Annotated in this window: 18 protein-coding genes; 8 read left to right on the top strand and 10 right to left on the bottom strand. The window is 69.5% G+C overall.

What is annotated here, in order from left to right; genetic code table 11:
- Positions 1–8: 8 nt before the first annotated feature.
- The 4 genes from ACIA58_RS01405 to rplJ form a co-directional block, all read right to left on the bottom strand.
- A complete protein-coding gene (locus tag ACIA58_RS01405; protein WP_137258634.1) occupies positions 9–782 on the bottom strand; it encodes an ABC transporter permease in 774 nt (257 codons plus the stop codon).
- Positions 779–1726 (bottom strand): ABC transporter ATP-binding protein, encoded by a 948-nt coding sequence (locus ACIA58_RS01410; protein ID WP_134107140.1) that lies wholly within the window; start codon positions 1724–1726, stop codon positions 779–781. The genes ACIA58_RS01405 and ACIA58_RS01410 overlap by 4 nt, the downstream gene beginning before the upstream one ends.
- A 222-nt stretch (positions 1727–1948) precedes the next feature.
- Entirely contained in the window at positions 1949–2338 is a 390-nt protein-coding gene (gene rplL / locus ACIA58_RS01415) for a 50S ribosomal protein L7/L12 (protein ID WP_396401611.1), read from the bottom strand.
- 67 nt (positions 2339–2405) lie between these two features.
- Positions 2406–3029 carry a 50S ribosomal protein L10 gene (gene rplJ, locus ACIA58_RS01420; protein ID WP_396401612.1) on the bottom strand — a complete coding sequence of 208 codons (624 nt, stop codon included), beginning with the start codon at positions 3027–3029 and terminating at the stop codon, positions 2406–2408.
- Positions 3030–3334: 305 nt separating this feature from the next.
- Between rplJ and ACIA58_RS01425 the strand changes: the two genes are divergently transcribed.
- From ACIA58_RS01425 to ACIA58_RS01445, 5 genes are read left to right on the top strand one after another with little or no spacing between them, the layout of a single operon-like run.
- On the top strand, positions 3335–4090 hold the full coding sequence (locus ACIA58_RS01425; protein ID WP_396401613.1) for an ABC transporter ATP-binding protein: 756 nt from the start codon (positions 3335–3337) through the stop codon (positions 4088–4090).
- On the top strand, positions 4087–5790 hold the full coding sequence (locus tag ACIA58_RS01430; RefSeq protein WP_396401614.1) for an ABC transporter permease: 1704 nt from the start codon (positions 4087–4089) through the stop codon (positions 5788–5790). The genes ACIA58_RS01425 and ACIA58_RS01430 overlap by 4 nt, the downstream gene beginning before the upstream one ends.
- A complete protein-coding gene (locus ACIA58_RS01435; RefSeq protein ID WP_396401615.1) occupies positions 5775–6584 on the top strand; it encodes an FtsX-like permease family protein in 810 nt (269 codons plus the stop codon). The genes ACIA58_RS01430 and ACIA58_RS01435 overlap by 16 nt, the downstream gene beginning before the upstream one ends.
- 29 nt (positions 6585–6613) lie before the next feature.
- Positions 6614–7849, top strand: a complete 1236-nt coding sequence (locus tag ACIA58_RS01440) for a sensor histidine kinase (protein WP_396401616.1) — start codon at positions 6614–6616, stop codon at positions 7847–7849.
- On the top strand, positions 7837–8481 hold the full coding sequence (locus ACIA58_RS01445) for a response regulator (RefSeq protein ID WP_396401617.1): 645 nt from the start codon (positions 7837–7839) through the stop codon (positions 8479–8481). The genes ACIA58_RS01440 and ACIA58_RS01445 overlap by 13 nt, the downstream gene beginning before the upstream one ends.
- 6 nt (positions 8482–8487) lie before the next feature.
- On the opposite strand, the gene ACIA58_RS01450 is transcribed toward ACIA58_RS01445, so the two are convergent.
- The 5 genes from ACIA58_RS01450 to ACIA58_RS01470 form a co-directional block, all read right to left on the bottom strand.
- Positions 8488–9666 carry an MFS transporter gene (locus ACIA58_RS01450; protein ID WP_396401618.1) on the bottom strand — a complete coding sequence of 393 codons (1179 nt, stop codon included), beginning with the start codon at positions 9664–9666 and terminating at the stop codon, positions 8488–8490.
- On the bottom strand, positions 9666–10475 hold the full coding sequence (locus ACIA58_RS01455; RefSeq protein WP_396401619.1) for an IclR family transcriptional regulator: 810 nt from the start codon (positions 10473–10475) through the stop codon (positions 9666–9668). The genes ACIA58_RS01450 and ACIA58_RS01455 overlap by 1 nt, the downstream gene beginning before the upstream one ends.
- 79 nt (positions 10476–10554) lie before the next feature.
- A complete protein-coding gene (locus tag ACIA58_RS01460; RefSeq protein WP_396401620.1) occupies positions 10555–10959 on the bottom strand; it encodes a RidA family protein in 405 nt (134 codons plus the stop codon).
- A gap of 35 nt (positions 10960–10994) precedes the next feature.
- On the bottom strand, positions 10995–11729 hold the full coding sequence (locus ACIA58_RS01465) for an IclR family transcriptional regulator (protein ID WP_396401621.1): 735 nt from the start codon (positions 11727–11729) through the stop codon (positions 10995–10997).
- Complete coding sequence (locus tag ACIA58_RS01470) at positions 11726–12700, bottom strand: sugar kinase (RefSeq protein ID WP_396401622.1); 975 nt, start codon at positions 12698–12700, stop codon at positions 11726–11728. Before ACIA58_RS01470 ends, ACIA58_RS01465 begins: the two co-directional genes overlap by 4 nt.
- Before the next feature lie 130 nt (positions 12701–12830).
- Here ACIA58_RS01470 and ACIA58_RS01475 point away from each other — a divergent pair, with 130 nt between their 5' ends.
- From ACIA58_RS01475 to ACIA58_RS01485, 3 genes are read left to right on the top strand one after another with little or no spacing between them, the layout of a single operon-like run.
- Positions 12831–14135 carry an amino acid deaminase gene (locus ACIA58_RS01475; protein ID WP_396401623.1) on the top strand — a complete coding sequence of 435 codons (1305 nt, stop codon included), beginning with the start codon at positions 12831–12833 and terminating at the stop codon, positions 14133–14135.
- A 1-nt stretch (position 14136) separates the two neighbouring features.
- The gene (locus tag ACIA58_RS01480; RefSeq protein ID WP_396401624.1) at positions 14137–15726 is read left to right on the top strand and encodes an amidohydrolase family protein; all 1590 of its coding nucleotides are present in this window, start codon (positions 14137–14139) and stop codon (positions 15724–15726) included.
- A gap of 12 nt (positions 15727–15738) precedes the next feature.
- Complete coding sequence (locus ACIA58_RS01485) at positions 15739–16371, top strand: bifunctional 4-hydroxy-2-oxoglutarate aldolase/2-dehydro-3-deoxy-phosphogluconate aldolase (protein WP_396401625.1); 633 nt, start codon at positions 15739–15741, stop codon at positions 16369–16371.
- Here the strand turns inward: ACIA58_RS01485 and ACIA58_RS01490 are convergent, their stop codons facing one another.
- Positions 16372–17043 (bottom strand): DUF4097 family beta strand repeat-containing protein, encoded by a 672-nt coding sequence (locus ACIA58_RS01490; RefSeq protein ID WP_396401626.1) that lies wholly within the window; start codon positions 17041–17043, stop codon positions 16372–16374. It lies immediately after the preceding gene.
- Positions 17044–17046: the final 3 nt, after the last annotated feature.

Genomic DNA, 17046 nt, shown 5'->3' on the forward strand with positions numbered 1-17046 from the left:
CCGACACGTCACGCACCCTTCGGCGGGACGAGCTGGAAGTAGATCGCGGTCATCGAGAAGTTCGCGACGAACAGCAGCATGAACGTGATGACGACGGACTGGTTCACCGCGTCGCCGACACCCTTCGGGCCGCCGCCCGCGTTCACACCCTTGTACGCCGCGACGACGGCGGCGATGAACCCGAACACCAGGGCCTTCGCCTGGCCCTGCCACAGGTCTGGCAGGTGCGCGAGCGCGGTGAAGCTCGCGATGTAGCTACCTGGTGTGCCGTCCTGCAGGACCACGTTGAAGACGTAGCCGCCCATCACACCGACCACGCTGACGAACCCGTTGAGGAAGAAGGCGACCAGCATCGTCGCCAGCACCCGCGGCACGACCAGGCGCTGGATCGGGTCGATGCCGAGCACCATCATCGCGTCGAGCTCTTCACGGATCTTCCGCGAGCCGAGGTCCGCGCAGATCGCCGATCCACCGGCCCCGGCGATCAGCAACGCGGTCGCGATCGGCGACGCTTCTCGTACGACGGCCAGCACCGCCGCGGAGCCGGTGAACGCCTGCGCGCCGAACTGCTTGATCAGGCCGCCGACCTGCAGCGCGATCACCGCGCCGAACGGGATCGCGACCAGCGCGGTCGGGATGATCGTCACGCTCGCGACGAACCAGGCCTGCTGGAGGAACTCCTTGACCTGGAACGGCCGCCGGAACGTGGCCCGGCCGGTGTCGAGAGCGAAAGCGAACAGCGAACCTGCGTGCTTCAGCGGGGCGGTTGCAGAAACTGTCACCTGGCGCCCACCACGTTCGACTCGAACGAACCGGGCGGCGGGGTGACGCCGTTCTCCCGGCACCAGGCGCCCGGCTCACGTTGCGTCGGCCGGAGCATGCCGCTGCTGGGCAGCTGCTGGATCGGGATCGGCGGCAGCGGCGGCAGCTCCTGGCCGGCCTCCGCGGCCAGCTCCTCGGCGTCCTTCTCCTCGGACATGCCGATCGGGCCGACCATCTGCGCGTTCAGGAACTGGCGGACCACCGGCTCCTCGCTCGACAGCAGCATCTCGCGCGGGCCGAACATGGCCAGGTGGCGGTGGTACAGCATGCCGATGTTGTCCGGCACCGTCCGCGCGGTGTTCACGTCGTGGGTGACGATCAGGAACGTCGGGCTGAATGCCTCGTTGAGGTCGATCATCACCTGGTTGAGGAACGACGTCCGCACCGGGTCCAGACCGGAGTCGGGCTCGTCGACGAGCAGGATCTCCGGGTCGAGAACCAGCGCGCGGGCCAGGCCGGCCCGCTTGCGCATCCCGCCGGAGATCTCGCCGGGCAGCTTCCGCTCGGCGCCGACCAGGCCGACCATCTCCATCTTCTCCATCACGATGGAGCGGATGTCGGACTCGGACTTCTTGGTGTGCTCGCGCAGCGGGAACGCGACGTTGTCGTACAGGTTCATCGAGCCGAACATCGCGCCGTCCTGGAACAGCACGCCGAACAGCCTGCGGATGTCGTAGAGCTCACGCTCGCTGCAGGTGGCGATGTCGGTGCCTTCGATCCAGACATGTCCCTTGTCGGGCTTGAGCAGCCCGATCAGCGTCTTCAGGAACACGGACTTCCCGGTGCCGGACGGGCCGAGCATGACGCAGATCTCACCGGCCGGCAGAGTCAGGGACACGTCGCCCCAGATCAGCTGGCTGCCGAAGGACTTGGTGAGACCCTCGACGCGGACTTCTACGCCCACCGGTCCTCCTCACGGGAATGTTCTGGCTGCCCCGAACCGACGAGTACGCGGGTCCAACGACGGAGCAGTGGCCTAGGTTACGCACGAGTACGGTTTTGCGTAACCCCTGGAAGTCAAGCGGTTGCGATCCTAACCATGACGAAATGCGAGAAGGGCGGTCCCCCTGCGGGGACCGCCCTTCTCTACACATTCGTTACGCTCCTTGACGGAGTGTAACTGAGGTCACTTCAGGGTGACGGTGGCGCCGGCGCCCTCGAGGGCCTCCTTGGCCTTCTCCGCGGCAGCCTTGTCGACCTTCTCGAGAACCGGCTTCGGGGCCGACTCGACGAGGTCCTTGGCCTCCTTCAGCCCAAGGCTGGTGAGACCGCGCACCTCCTTGATGACCTGGATCTTCTTGTCGCCGGCGCTCTCGAGGACGACGTCGAACTCGTCCTGCTCCGCGGCCTCTTCGGCCGGGGCGCCTCCACCCGCGGCCGGGGCAGCGGCAACGGCGACCGGGGCGGCGGCGGTGACGCCGAACTCCTCCTCGAACGCCTTAACGAACTCCGACAGCTCCAGCAGGGTCAGTTCCTTGAACTGGCCGAGGAGCTCTTCGGTGCTGAGCTTCGCCATGATGGCGGTCCTTCCTGACAAATGTTGCTTGGTGATCACTGATGGGGTGTTGCGGATGAGATCTGCCTCAGCTCTCGGCTGAAGCGGTCTCCTCGGTGCTCGCCTCGGCAGGTGCCTCGACCGTGTCCTGCACGGCCGGCGCCTCGTCCGCCACTGCGTCCTGCACAGGGGCGGCCTCGGCCGGCAGTTTGTCCTGCAGCGCCGCGAACAGGCGCGCGGCCTGCGACAGCGGAGCAGCGAACAGCGACACCGCTTGCTGCGGGGCCGCCTTCATCGCACCTGCGAGCTTCGCGAGGAGGACCTCACGCGACTCCAGGTCAGCGAGCTTGCTGATCTCGTCAGAGCCGAGTGCCTTGCCTTCCAGCACTCCACCCTTGATGACGAGCAGGGGGTTCGCCTTGGCGAAGTCACGCAGTCCCTTGGCCGCAACCACCGGGTCGCCCTTGATAAAGGCGATCGCGGAGGGGCCTTCGAGCAGGGAGTCGAACGAGTCGACACCTGCGTCCTTGGCCGCGATCTTGGTCAGCGTGTTCTTCACCACGGCGTAGTTCACGTCGTCACCGAGCGCAGTCCGCAGTTGCTTGAGCTGCGCAACGGTGAGACCGCGGTACTCGGTCAGCACGGCGCCGTTGGAGCTGCGGAACTCGTCCGTCAGCTCCGCGACAGCGGCTGCCTTGTCCGGCCTCGCCATGGGGGTCTCCTTCTATCGGCTTCCACGCCTAGGACCCCTGAACAAAGAAAAACGCCCCTTTGCGCAGGCGCAAGGGGCGTGAACATACATGCTTCACTATCCAAGTCACCTACGCGGGCCGCCCACCTGAATGGGACCTTCAGTCACCCGGAGGTGACAACCAGCGGTCTTCGGCAGGAACCAGTGTGACACGCCCGCCTGACAGGACCAAATCGGTTGCCGGGTCCGGGGTAGGGCCTGCCCTACCCCGATGATCCAGGGTCGCACGGTGGGCGCGGGAAGCGCGTTCGCGAAGGATCGACCGCATGATGTTCAGGCGGAAGTCCCAGCGGCCCCACACCGGCGACGTGGTCGAACTGACCGAGGTCTCCAAGATCTATCCCGGCCGGACCGGCGTCCGGGCGCTCGACGACGTCACCACGAGCTTCGCCCGGGGATCCTTCACAGCGGTGATGGGGCCGTCCGGATCGGGCAAGTCGACCCTGCTGCACTGCGCCGCCGGCCTCGACCGGCCCACGTCCGGCCGGGTCTCCCTGGCCGGGAAGGACGTCGGCGCGCTGCGCGAGCCGAAGCTGACCACGGTACGTCGGCGCCATGTCGGTTTCGTGTTCCAGGCGTTCAACCTGGTCGATGCGCTGACCGTCCTGGAGAACGTCGTACTGCCGCAGCGCTTCGCCGGCGTCAGCCCGGACCGGGACTGGGCCCGCGAGGTGCTCGATCGAGTCGGCCTGCGGGGTCGTGAGCACGCACGGCCCGGGCAACTGTCGGGCGGTCAGCAGCAGCGCGTGGCCCTGGCCCGGGCGCTGGCCGCGCGGCCGGAGGTCATCTTCGGCGACGAGCCGACCGGTGCCCTGGACCTCGCGACGGGCCGCGAAGTACTCGGACTGCTGCGCCGCTTCGTGGACGAGTTCGCCGCGACGATCGTGATGGTGACTCACGATCCGGCTGCCGCGGCCTGGGCCGACCGGGTGGTCTTCCTCGCCGACGGCCGGCTGGCCGGCGACCTGACCGCTCCCACCGCGGACGTGGTGGCGACGCGGATGACGGAGCTGACCCGATGAGCCTCCGGCTCGCGGCCGCGACCACCCGGAAGCGCCTCGGTGCGTTCGCCGGAACCTTCCTGACCGCGCTGCTCGCGATCGCCCTGCTCGCCGGCGGCGGCCTGCTGCTCTTCTCCGTGCTGACCGCGGGGACAGCGCAGAGCCGCTTCGGCGCCGCGGCGGCGATGGTGTCGGGTGAGCGGTCGGTGGTCCTCAGCACGACCAAGGACAAGAAGGACAAGGTCAAGGTCAAGACCAAGAGCGAACAGCTCACCGGTGCTCCCGTCCTGCCTGCTGAGTTGACCGCAACCGTTGCCGGCATTCCCGGAACGGCCCACGCGGTGGCGGACTTCGCCTTTCCCGTTGCGCTCGAGTCGGCCGGCCGGCCGCTGCACGCACCACAACGCGGTTCCGTCGTCGCTCACGGCTGGCAGTCGGCACAGTTGGCGCCGTACAGCTTGACCGCCGGTACGGCGCCCGGTCCGGGCGAGGTGGTTGTCGAGAAGAGCCTCGCGGCGGGCCTGCGGCTGGGTCAGCAGATCCATCTGAGCGACAGGACAGGTGAACGCGACCTCCGCCTGGCCGGCGTGGCCGCTGCTGCGACCGAGGTGCCGGGACAAGCCGCCGTCTTCGTTGCGGATCAGGACGTCAGCGAGTTGTCCGGACTGGCCGGACCGACCGCGATCGGCGTACTGGCCGACGGGTCGGTGGATCGGGGCCGGCTGATCGCCGATCTGCGCAGGGCCGCGGGTGGTTTCCCGGTACGCACGGGGCACGACAAGGCGATGGCGGATCTGCCGGGTGCGGTGCCGGACTACGTCGCCGCCATCTCGATCTTCGGGTTCGTGCTGGGTATCACCGGGTTCACCGCGATGTTCGTGCTGACCGGCACGATCTCGCTCGGGGTCCGGCAGCGGTTGCGCGAACTCGCTCTGCTCCGCACCATCGGTGCGACCCCTGGTCAGTTGCGGCGGATGCTGGGGCTCGAGAACGCCCTGGTCACGCTGGTTGCGGCGGTACCGGCGCTGCCGCTGGGGATCGTCGCCGCGCATCTGATCGCCACCCGGCTGCGTGACCTCGGCGCGGTGCCGGCGCAGTTCGCCGTCAGCCTCGATCCGCTGGTGCTGATCGGCGCGGCAGTGGTCGGCCTTGTGGTGTCGCAGGTGTCCACGCGGGTGGCCGTCCGCCGTACGGTCAAGATCGCTCCGACGCAAGCACTGCAAGAGACGGTGACCGAAGCCGCCTGCGGATGGGTCGTGCGGGTCGTCGTCGCCGCAGTACTGGCCGGCGGCGCCGCGGCTGTGCTGATCCTGGTGCCGTTGGGTGGGCCGTTCGGGATGGGCATGGGGTTCATCTCGAGTTCGCTGCTGCTCTGCGCGGCGGCGGCCGCCGGGCCGGTCGTGGTCCGGCTCCTGACCGCCGTGGTGTCCCGGCCGGTCGCCCTGACCGGGGTCACCGGCCGGGTCGCGGCCGCGATCAGCCGGGCCGAGATCCGGCGGATCGCCGGTGTGGCGATTCCGCTGACGCTGATGTTCGCCGTCAACGCAACGATGCTGGCCAACGGCGACATCCTCGCCAAGGTCACCGCTGATCAGGAGGCCGCCCGGACCGCGGCGGCGACCGTCAGCGTCAGCGGCGACGGTCTGCCCCTTGGACTGCGATCCGGCTGGCGTCCGCGCCGGACGTCGCGGGTTCCGCGGCCACCGTGCCGACGCAGGTGATCCTCGACGAGGGCGGCAAGCCCAAGCACCATCCTGCTCAGGGACTCCGGTCGGCTGGGCGCGCTGTCGTCGATCTGGACGTGGTGTCCGGCCGGCTGGACCTGCGCGACGACGCTGTGGCCGTCAGCCGGCCGATCGCGGAACAGCGCGGCTGGAAGGTCGGCGACCGGATTCCCCTGTGGCTGGCCGACGGGACGCGCAAGGAACTCACGGTGATCGCCGTCTACGGCAATTGGCGCGGTTTCGGCGAGCTGGTGCTGCCGGCCGGCCTGGTCGTCGAACACGATCCGCGTGGGCTGGTCGGCGCGCTCCACCTGACCGGACCGGACACGCTGGGTCGGACGATCCACGCGGACCGGCCCGGCCTGACCGTCGTCAGCGACACGGCGAGCAAGCCGGGTGACGCGAGCAAGCAGCAGGGCGCGTGGGAGCTGATGGTCCTGATCTCGCTGGGCTTCACCGCGATCGCGGTGGTCAACACGTTCGCGGTCTCGACCGGGGCGCGGCGGCGGGAATTCACCGGGCTGCGGCTGGCCGGGGCGACCGGTCCACAGCTCCACCGTCTGCTCGCACGGGAGACGGTCATCACCGTCGCGGTCGCGCTGATGATCGGTTGCCTGATCACCGGGATCGTGGTCGGCGCGTTCAGCGTCGGCCAGGACGGTCGGTGGCGGCTGTTCGCCGAGCCGTTGCGGTACTTCGGTCTGCTGGGCGGCGTGGCCGCCCTCGGGATCGTCGCCGGCGCCGTCCCCGCCCACCTGGTGATCCGGCGCCGGTCCCTTCCCGGCCTGTGATCCGCCCTCCGGCCGCTAGGTTTGGGCCTGTGCTTCGTCGTACGGTCAGGGGATTCGCGTCGCTGGTCGCCGGCGTCCTGGTCGGGCCCGTCGCCCTGTTCTGGGTCGTGGTGACCACGGTGATCTGCAGCCTGCTGTCGATCACGTACCTCGGCCCGCCGGTCTTCGTCCCGGTGACCTGGGTGACCCGCCGGATCGCCGGCGGGGAACGGCGCCGGGCCGGCTGGGTCCTCGGCCGGCGGGTCGCCGCGCCGTACGAAACCGTGAGCACGCGGAACCCGTGGACCAGCGGCCGGGCACTGGCCCGGCAGGCGGCGACCTGGCGGGACCTGGCCTGGCTCGTGCTGCTGTTCCCGCTGGGGACCGGGATCGGCCTGATCGGCACGATCGCGGCCCTGGTGACCACGGGGATGGCGCTCGCACCGCTCTGGCTGGGCTTCGTCCCGAACCCGAACGCCCCGCCGGGAATCGACTTCTTCGTCAACACCGTGCCCGGGTTGCTGCTGCTGGTTCCGATCGGGCTGTCGCTGACCCCGCTCTCCGCCTGGCTGGTCCGCCGGATTTCGATGCTCCAGGCAACCATTGCCGAGCAGCTGCTGGGACCGGGCCCACGCCAGCGGCTCGCGGACCGGGCGGTCGAGCTGGCCGACACCCGCCGCCGGGTGGTGGACGCACAGGCCGCCGAGCTGCAGCGGATCGAGCGGGACCTGCACGACGGTGCCCAGGCCCGGATCGTCGCGGCCGGGATGACGCTGGCGCTGACCGAGCGCCGGCTGCGAACGGCTGTGCCCGAGGACGATCCTGTCCAGCAGGGCGTCCGGACCGCCCGTCGCCAACTCGACGACGCCCTCGCCGAGCTCCGCCGCCTCGTCCGCGGCATTCATCCGCCGATCCTCACCGACCGCGGACTGGCCGCCGCACTCGTCGCGCTGGCCGGCGATGCCCCGATGCCCGTCACCATCGATGCGGCGGACGCCGGCCGGCTTCCGGCCGCCGTCGAGTCGGCGGCCTACTTCGTGGTCGCGGAGGCGCTGGCGAACGCCGCCAAGCACAGTGCGGCATCCGAGTGCGCAGTCGTCGTCCGTCGTACGCCGGAACGCCTTCAGGTCGAGGTCCGTGACGACGGCCGCGGCGGGACCGACCCGGCCGGATCCGGGCTGGTCGGCCTGCGTCGCAGGGTCGAGGCTCTGGACGGCACGCTGACCATCACCAGTCCACCTGGCGGCCCGACCGTCGTCCTCACGGAGTTGCCATGCGCATCGTGATCGCCGAAGACCTCTTGCTCCTGCGCGACGGCCTGGTCCGGATGCTGACCGACACAGGGCACACCGTGGTCGCGGCCGTCGACAGCGCACCGGCGCTGGAGACCGCCGTCGAGGAGTACGAGCCCGACCTCTCCATCGTCGACGTACGCCTACCGCCCGGTTTCCGCGACGAGGGCCTGCGAGCCACCCTCGCGATCCGTGCGCGCCGGCCGACGGCTCCGGTGCTGATCTTGTCCCAGTACGTCGAGCGCGTGTACGCGGCCGAGTTGCTGGCCGACGGGCACGGCGCGGTCGGCTACCTGCTCAAGGATCGGGTGACAGCGCTCGACGACTTCCTGGACGCGATCGAACGGGTGGCGGCGGGCGGTACGGCGATGGACCCCGAGGTGATCCGGCAGCTGTTCGCGCGCAACAGCGGCGATCAGGGCATCGGTGCGCTGACCCCACGGGAACGCGAGGTCCTCGGCCTGGTCGCCCAGGGCTTGTCGAACTCGGCGATCTGCTCGGAACTGGTGCTCGCCCCGGCCTCGGTGGAGAAGCACATCACGAACATCCTGACCAAGCTCGACCTCCCTCCGGACGACGAGTCACATCGCCGCGTCCGCGCTGTGCTGGCCTATCTGAACCAGTGACCCACCTCAGTCGGAGCGCGCCGGATGCGGTGGGATCCAGCGGCTCATCGCGGTGGCCGCAGCCCAGCCGGTGCCCGCCATGATGACGATGGCGGGCCCGAGACCGAGCAGGGCGGTCGCACCGGCCAGCAGCAACGGTCCTGCCCCGTTGCCGGTATCCGCGAAGAGCCGGAACGCCCCGAGGAACTGGGCCCGGCCGACCGGCGGCGACGCGTCCGCGCCCAGTGTCATGATCACGCCGGCGCCCAGCCCGTTCCCGATCCCCATCAGCATCGCGACCAGGGTCAGCGTGACAGCGGTGTGCGTGAGCGGCAGTAGAAGGTGCGCGAGTCCCAGCACGAACATCGACGGTACGGCGACCCACTTGCGGCCTAGCCGGTCCATCACCGAGCCGGCTGGATAGAACAGCAGCATGTCCACCGCACCGGACAGTCCGAAGATGATGCTGGTCGTCTGCGGATCCAGTCCGATGTGCAGCGCCCACAGCGGGATCACCACCTGCCGCGAGGCCCGGACTGCTCCTACCAGTAGCGCACCGACGCCGAGAGTCCGCAGTACGGGGAGGTGGTCGCGGATGACGACCCAGGTGGACTGTGCTGCGACCGGTCTGTGGTCGCGGGTGTGTGCGACATCCGGCAGGCTCACCAGGACCGCACAAGCCAGTAGTGCGGCCACCAGGTGGACCCAGTAGGCGCCGTCCGTACCGAGGAACTTCATCACGCCCGCACCGAGGAACGGGCCGATGAAGGAGCCGATGCGCTGTACGCCGCCCAGCGTCGACAGTGCGCGAGCGCGGAGCTCGATCGGAACGGCCTCACTCAGATACGCCTGCCGGGCCAGGCCCCAGACCGCACCGGCGAGTCCGGTGCAGCCGATGGCGATGGCCAGGCCCCAGACATTCGGAACGACGAGACATGCGGCCAGCGCGATCGCAACCAGGACTGTCGCGCCGAGCATGGCCCTGCGTTCACCGATGCGGTTCGTCAGCGCACCTGCTGGGATGTCACCGATCACCTGGCCCAGTCCGGCTGCCGCGACGACCAGACCGGCGACAGCAACCGAGGCGCCCAGATGAGTGGCCGAGAGCGCTACGACCGGCGCGATGGCGCCCTGGCCGATTCCGTACAGCAGAGCGGGCAGATAGACCGCGGGTGCGATCTTCAGAAGACTTCGGGCCTGGGACATCACCGGCCGCCGGCCAGCGCCGTACTGCGGTCCCGTGCGGCCGGGGTGGCACCCAGCAACTCCGACACCGACCAGGCACCCGCGACGACCCTCATCCCGAACTCCTCCATCCGCTCGACCGGCATCCGCGTCTCGGGGCCGGACACACTCAGACAGCCGGCCACCTGCCCGGAGTAGCCGAACACCGGCGCCGCCACACTGCAGATCCCCGCCGTCCGCTCGGTCCTCGACATCGCGAACCCGCGCCGACGGATGTCCGCGAACTGCTCGGCCAGCACCTCCGGATCGGTGATGGTCGCCGGCTGTACCTGCTCGAGCGGCCCCTTCAGGACCTCCTGCTGCCGCTCGAACGGCAGGAACGCGAGCAGCGACTTCCCCGGCGCACCGAGCGGTAACGCGACCGGTAGACCGAATTCCGTGTAGGTACGGCGCAACTGGTGGTGACTCTCGACCTGGTCCAATACGACGCGCTGCCCGGACGGCAGCAACTCGTGCACGGCCGCGGTCTCCCCTGTGTCATCGCGGAGTGCACGGAGCACCGGCATGGCGGCGTCGCGGAGGCCGGCCGGAATCCCACCGCTGTGCGCGAGCTGCACGACCAGCGGACCGATCGCGTACCGCCGGTGGGCCGTCTGCCGGACGAGTCCGTTCTCCTGCATGGCCAGCAGCAGCCGATGCACCGTGCTCGTGGACAGACCGGTTGCCCGGGCCAGATCACTGATCCCGAGATCCGGAGTACGCGCGTCGAAACACCGCAGGATCGCCACAGCACGGTCGATCGACTGCACCGAACCCCGGGTTTCCTGCATCGTGAAATCATATCCCGCCATACGGGAAAGCGCGCGGGCAATTCGAAGCCCGGACCACCTGGCCCGGGCTTCGGGTGAATCAGCTCAGAACGGCGAGCGCGTCGATCTCGACCAGCATGTCCGCGAGCGGCAGGCCGGTGAAGACGGTGGTACGCGACGGCAGCACGCCGCTCGGGGTGCGGGTCGACACGAAGTCGGCGTACGCCTCGTTCATCGCGGCGAAGTTGTCGCGCTCGGTGAGGTAGACGCGCAGCATCACGACATCGTCGATACTCCCCCCGCCGGCCTTCAGGATCGCCTCGATGTTCTGCAGGACCCGGGTGGTCTGCGCCTTCACGTCACCGTGGAAGACGAAGTCGCCGCTGGCCGGGTCGACCGACCCCTGGCCGGACACCTGCAGGATGTTGCCCTTGCGGACGCCCTGGGAGAACACGGGCATCGGCGGCGGCGCGTCGGTGGTGGAGACGACGGTCTTGTCGGACATCAGGTCTGACACCTCTCAGTTGTAGTCGGCACTGATCAGTTGTAGTCGGCACTGATCGCGTTGGCGGTGGCGAGCAGCTCGGGTAGCAGTTCGAGCACCTGCTCATAGTTCAGCAGTACGTCGGGAACCGACAGCGACACGGCCCCCACAACGCGGCCGGCGCCGTCCTTCAGCGGCGCACCGATGCAGTTGATGAACGCCTCGTGCTCCGCCTTGTCCTGGGCCCAGCCACGCTCTCTTGCCGTGTCCAGCTCGTCCCGCAGCCGGCCAGGGTCAGTGATCGTGTTCGGGGTGTAAACGTGGTAGTCCAGCGCCTCGATCAACGCCTCCCGCCGCCGCTTGGGCTGCGCGGCGAGCAGGACCTTGCCGACCGCTGTGCAGTGCAGCGCAGCCGGTACGCCGATCTGTGAGTACATCCGCACCGAGCGCACACTGTCGAGCTTGTCGACGTAGATGACCTCATTGTTCTCCCACGCGGCCAGGTGGACGGTCTGGCCGGTCTTCTGGTTCAGCTCACGCAGGTACGGCGCGGCGACTTCGCGTACGACGTGTTGTTCGCGCGCAACATCCGCGAGGGCGAACAGTCGCGACCCCAGCCGGTACCGGTGCGCGGCGTCGCGCCGGACGAACCGGTCAGCCTCCATGGTGCGCAGGAGCCGCAACACTGTCGTCTTGTGCACCCCCAGCTCACCGGCGAGCTGGTCCAGCGATCGCTCACCCTCGCCGAGGCTGGTGAGGATCTGCAGGGCCCGCCCGAGGCTCTGACTCATGCCGGGCCGATCTTCGTGGCCGCCCACTCCTCGTCGGTGCAGGTCAGCAGCCGCTCACGCACTTCCGGCGCCGGGGGCGGCGCGTGATCCTCGGGCGCCGTCAATACAGCCGCGGCAGTCAGGTGTCCCAGCCGCAGCCGCTGAACCATCGGCAGCCCACCCAGCGTCCCTGCCAGGAACCCCGCCGCAAACGCATCCCCTGCCCCGACGGTCTCCACGACGTCTACCGACAACGCCGGCACGTCAGTGCGGCCGTCCGGCTCGATCACCGTCGCAGTGTGCGCGTCGTTCTTCACCACCAACGTGGAGGCGCCGATGCGCTCGTAGAGCCCGTCCGGGTCGCCAGTCCCGGCAAAGACCTCCGCCTCATCCGCACCGATCAGCACGATGTCGGCCGCCTTCAGCAACCGCCACAACGGCGCCGGGTCCTTGTCCCGCCACAGCATCGGCCGCCAGTTCAGATCCACACTCAGCAGGAAGGACCTCGGCTCGGTCGCGAGCCGCTCCAGCATCTGCGCACTGGTCGCAGAGATCGCCGCAGTGATGCCGGTTGTGTGTACGAGCCGGGCTTGCGTGAGTCGCTCGCTCACAGCGGGCCGGTCCAGGAACCCTGGATCCATTGCGGCTGCCGCCGAGCCGGTCCGGTAGTAGTGCATCCGCGACCGGCCGTCCTCCGACTCCTTGACGTACAGCGCCGTCGGACGAACCGGATCCTGCTCCACACCTCCGACTTCGACGCCGCGCTTCTGCAAGTCCCGCAGTACATGCTGGCCGAAGCCGTCGTCGCCCAGCCGCGAGATCCAGGCGGTCGGAACGCCCAGAGCGGCGAGCCCACCGGCGACATTGCACTCCGCGCCGCCCACCGACCGCCGGAACACCTCGACGTCCGCGAGCGGCCCCGGCCCGCCGGCCAGCATGATCATCGCCTCGCCGATGCAGACAGCTGCCGTCTCAGGGAGCGGTTCGGGCATCGGCACTCCTTGGCGGCGGGGTGATGGGATAGGTGTGCGTTGACGCAACTTTGGCCGTGATGCTACAACCGACGAGTCAGAATACGCAATGAGCGTTGCGTATTCTGCAACTTCGACCCCAGGGGATCAGATGCCTGCTTACGATGCCGCCGCCGTCGCCGCTCTTGCCGATCAGCAGGTGAGTTGGCAGGACAAGGCTTTTCCACCCGCCTTCTGGGGCCGGACCGTCGCCGAGGTCCTGGCCGGCCGGCCGCGGCTGTCCCAACTGCCCACCCCGCTGATGACGCTGTCCGCGCCCGGCCTGCGGCACAACGTCGACACCCTCGACACCTGGTGCAAGCGCCACGGCGTCGAGCTCGCGCCGCACGGCAAGACCACGATGGCGCCCGCGCTCTGGGCGATGCAGCTCGACGCCGGCGCCTGGGCGATCACGCTCGCCAACGGCTTCCAGCTCGGCGTCGCCCGTGCGTACGGCGTACAGCGGGTGCTGATCGCGAACGCGGTCATTTCCCCGCTCCAACTGCGCTGGATCGCCGACGAGCTCGCCGCCGACCCGTCGTTCGAGGTGATGGTGTGGGCCGACTCGGTCCGCACCGTCGAGATCATGGAGGCGGCCAGGTCGGCGTACGTCGGACCCGACGCGCGTCCGCTCGACGTGATGGTCGAGGTCGGCGGCATCGGCGGCCGGACCGGTGCCCGCGACGCCGAGACCGCGCTGGCCGTCGGCAACGCGATCGCCGACGCGTCGACGCTGCGGCTCGTCGGCGTGGCCGGGTACGAGGGCGCGATCGGCCACGGCGTCGACGAGGCCAACCTCGAGGAGGTCCGCGCGTACCTGCGCGATCTGGCCGAGGTCCACCACCGGCTCAAGAGCGTGTACGACGCGGACGTCGTACCCATCGTCAGTGCGGGCGGGAGCCAGTACTTCGAGCAGGTCGCGAAGGTCCTCGCCTCGGAGGCCGGCGACGGCGCCCGGGTCGTACTGCGGTCCGGTGCGTACATCACGCACGACGACGGGCTCTACCGCCGGGTGTCGCCGCTCGGCGCGAACCCGCGCACGGACGGCGAGCAGCTCGTATCGGCGATGCACGGCTGGATGCGGATCACCTCCCAGCCCGAGCCCGGCCTGGCGATCTTCGACGGCGGGCGTCGCGACTTCCCGTTCGACCAGGACTGGCCCGAACCGCAGCTGATCCGGCCGCGATCCGAGGGTTCGCCCATCCTGCCGGCCACCGGCATGACCGTCACCAACCTGAACGACCAGCACGGCTACCTGCACTTCGGCGACGAGCAACCGGTCGTGATCGGCGACGAACTCCGCGTCGGCCTCTCCCATCCCTGTACGGCGTTCGACAAGTGGGGCCTGATCCCGGTCATCGACGACCCCGACGCGGCCGATCCGGTGATCGTCGACCTGGTCCGGACGTTCTTCTGAGATGACGGATCTACTCATCACGGGGGCGCTGGTCATCGACGGCTCCGGGTCGCCCGGATACCACGCCGACGTCGCGGTCGACGCCGGGCGGATCGTGGCCATCGGCAACAACCTGCCTGCCGCGCATCGGACCATCGACGCCGACGGGCTGGTGCTCTCGCCCGGTTTCATCGACATGCACTCGCACTCGGACCTGCAGATCCTGGTCAACCCGGACCACACCGCGAAGGTCAGCCAGGGCGTCACGCTGGAGGTGCTCGGCCAGGACGGGCTCTCGTTCGCACCCATCGACGATCCGACCCGGGCCGTCGTACGCCGTCAGATCGCCGGCTGGAACGGCGAGCCCGACGACTTCGACTTCAACTGGTCGACGGTTGCCGGGTACCTCGACCGTCTCGACGAGGGCATCGCCTGCAACGCGGCGTATCTCGTCCCGCAGGGCACGCTGCGGATGATGGTCGTTGGCACCTCCAACCGTCCAGCGACCGCCGCGGAGCTTGCCACGATGAAGCAGCTGCTCGCCGACGGCCTGCGCGACGGCGCGGTCGGGATGAGCAGCGGGCTGACCTACACACCCGGCATGTTCGCCGACACCGACGAGCTCGTCGCGCTCTGCGAGGTCGTCGCGCAGTACGGCGGGTACTACGCGCCGCATCAACGCTCGTACGGCAAAGGTGCGCTCGAGGCGTACGGCGAGATGGTCGACGTGGCCCGCCGTTCCGGCTGCGCGCTGCACCTGACGCACGCGGTGATGAACTTCGCGCCGAACGCGGGCCGCGGGGCCGACCTCGTCGCCATGATCGACGAGGCCCTCGCGAGCGGGGTCGACCTGACCACCGACACCTACCCGTACTTGCCCGGGGCAACCACCCTGGCCGCGATCCTGCCGAGCTGGACCGCCGAGGGCGGACCGGACGCGTTGCTGGCCAGGCTTCAGGATCCGGCGGCGCGGTCGAAGATCACGTACGAACTCGAGCAGGTCGGCTCGGACGGGTGCCACGGTTGCGTCGTCGAGTGGGAGACGATCGAGATCGGCGGGGTCCGCAACCCGCTGCTGGCCGACGCCGTCGGTCACACCATCGCTGAGCTTTCGGCGCGCTCCGGCACTCCCGCGGCCGATATCTTCTTCGACATCCTGGTCGGCGACGACCTCGCCACTTCGATCCTGCAGCACGTCGGCCACGAGGAGAACGTCCGCGCGATCATGCGGCACCCGTCGCACACCGGCGGCTCCGACGGGATCCTGGTCGGCGGCAAACCCCACCCGCGCTCGTGGGGCACCTTTCCGCGGTACCTCGCGCACTATGTCCGCGAGCTCGGCGTACTCGAGCTCGCCGACTGCATCCACCACCTCACCGGCCGCCCGGCCCGTCGCCTGCGCCTCCCCGACCGGGGCTTCGTTCGCGAGGGCTACGCCGCGGACCTGGTTCTCTTCGACCCCGACAGCGTCCGCGACGCCGCCACCTTCCCCGAGCCCCGTCAACAGGCCGAAGGCATCCCGTACGTGTTCGTCAACGGTGCCCCCGTCATCGACGACTCGCACCGAACGTCGGCCCGCCCCGGCCACGCCATTCGCCGTACCACCAGCTGAGAGGAACCTGCCGTGAACACCTTGGAGCTGCTTCGAGCCGACCGGGTGCTGACCGTCGTCCGCGCCCCGGAGATCTCCGACGCCCGCGACCTCTGCGCCGCATTGGTTGCCGGCGGCATCCATGTCGTCGAGCTCACCTACACCACCCCCGACCTGCCGCGGCACCTGGAACGCGCCGCCACCACGGCCGCCGAGACCGGGGCGGTCGTCGGCGCCGGCACCGTGCAAACCGCCGACCAGGCAACCCGGGCGATCGACGCCGGCGCCCAGTTCCTCGTCACCCCCGGCCAGGGTCCCGGGGCGGCCGCGATCGCCGAGGCAGCGCGCGCCGCGGGGATCCCCGCCGTACTGGGCGCCTTCACGCCCTCCGAGGTGATGACGGCGTTGGCTCTCGGCTCGACCGCCGTGAAGATCTTCCCCGCCCACCACCTCGGGCCGAAGTACTTCAAGGACCTGAACGGCCCGTTCCCCGGCGTACCGCTGATCCCCTCCGGCGGCGTCAATGCCACCAACGCTCACGACTTCCTCGCCGCCGGCGCCCTGGCCGTGAGCGCGGGCACCGACGTCGTCTCCCCGGCCGACGTCGCGGCCGCCAACTGGTCGTCCATCACGACGAAGGCGAAGACCTTCTGCGCGGCGTTGTAGCTACTGGATGGTGATGCTGCCGTAGCTGGATCGCAAGTAGATGTGGCGGGTCGAAGTGGGATCGTCCGGGACGTGGAAGTCGGTGGACCCCTGCGCGGCCACCGCATCGATCGCGTACGTCGCGGTTTGCGGCACCTGCACCGTCAGCGATCCGTCGCTCGTGGTCGCCGCGATCCGGTCGGGCGGGCTGTCGAAGCTCAGCGTGGCCGACCCGCGCTGGACGTCCACCGACACCTGTGGACTCCGCACCCGGATCAGGTCGGCCGACCCGTCGCTGACCGCCAGGGTCAGCGGCGACGAGACGCCGACCACGTTGACCGAGGCGCTGTCTACCTTCGCCTGGACTGCCGCGGCCGTCGGCACCTCCACGGTCAGATCGACCGAGCAATGCGCGTCCGGGCATCTGGTCTCGACGAGCAACCGGCCGCCGACCGTCGACACCTTCAGGTCCGGCTTCTGCTCGGCATATGTCCCGTCGACGCTCACATGCACCTGCCCGTCGACGCTGGCCAGCACCTGGGTCGGCACGTCGGCCGTGATCCGCACCCCGTCGGCGCCCGGCGCGAAGGCGGCCGAGTAGCTGTAGGACAGCTTGCCCCGGATCAACGACACCGTCACCGCGGACCCGATGACGACAAGCACCAGCAACGGCACCAGTCCGATGATCAGCATCCT

This window comes from Kribbella sp. NPDC051586, assembly GCF_044453965.1.
GTDB lineage: Bacteria > Actinomycetota > Actinomycetes > Propionibacteriales > Kribbellaceae > Kribbella.

What these genes read in the sequence shown, in the direction of transcription:
- ACIA58_RS01445 (WP_396401617.1), top strand. Translation starts at nt 7,837, where the DNA reads ATGCGCATCGTGATCGCCGAAGACCTCTTGCTCCTGCGCGACGGCCTG.
- rplJ (WP_396401612.1), bottom strand. Translation starts at nt 3,029, where the DNA reads ATGGCGAGGCCGGACAAGGCAGCCGCTGTCGCGGAGCTGACGGACGAG.
- ACIA58_RS01425 (WP_396401613.1), top strand. Translation starts at nt 3,335, where the DNA reads ATGATGTTCAGGCGGAAGTCCCAGCGGCCCCACACCGGCGACGTGGTC.
- ACIA58_RS01475 (WP_396401623.1), top strand. Translation starts at nt 12,831, where the DNA reads ATGCCTGCTTACGATGCCGCCGCCGTCGCCGCTCTTGCCGATCAGCAG.
- ACIA58_RS01480 (WP_396401624.1), top strand. Translation starts at nt 14,137, where the DNA reads ATGACGGATCTACTCATCACGGGGGCGCTGGTCATCGACGGCTCCGGG.
- ACIA58_RS01490 (WP_396401626.1), bottom strand. Translation starts at nt 17,043, where the DNA reads ATGCTGATCATCGGACTGGTGCCGTTGCTGGTGCTTGTCGTCATCGGG.
- ACIA58_RS01470 (WP_396401622.1), bottom strand. Translation starts at nt 12,700, where the DNA reads ATGCCCGAACCGCTCCCTGAGACGGCAGCTGTCTGCATCGGCGAGGCG.
- ACIA58_RS01455 (WP_396401619.1), bottom strand. Translation starts at nt 10,475, where the DNA reads ATGCAGGAAACCCGGGGTTCGGTGCAGTCGATCGACCGTGCTGTGGCG.
- rplL (WP_396401611.1), bottom strand. Translation starts at nt 2,338, where the DNA reads ATGGCGAAGCTCAGCACCGAAGAGCTCCTCGGCCAGTTCAAGGAACTG.
- ACIA58_RS01430 (WP_396401614.1), top strand. Translation starts at nt 4,087, where the DNA reads ATGAGCCTCCGGCTCGCGGCCGCGACCACCCGGAAGCGCCTCGGTGCG.
- ACIA58_RS01460 (WP_396401620.1), bottom strand. Translation starts at nt 10,959, where the DNA reads ATGTCCGACAAGACCGTCGTCTCCACCACCGACGCGCCGCCGCCGATG.
- ACIA58_RS01450 (WP_396401618.1), bottom strand. Translation starts at nt 9,666, where the DNA reads ATGTCCCAGGCCCGAAGTCTTCTGAAGATCGCACCCGCGGTCTATCTG.
- ACIA58_RS01465 (WP_396401621.1), bottom strand. Translation starts at nt 11,729, where the DNA reads ATGAGTCAGAGCCTCGGGCGGGCCCTGCAGATCCTCACCAGCCTCGGC.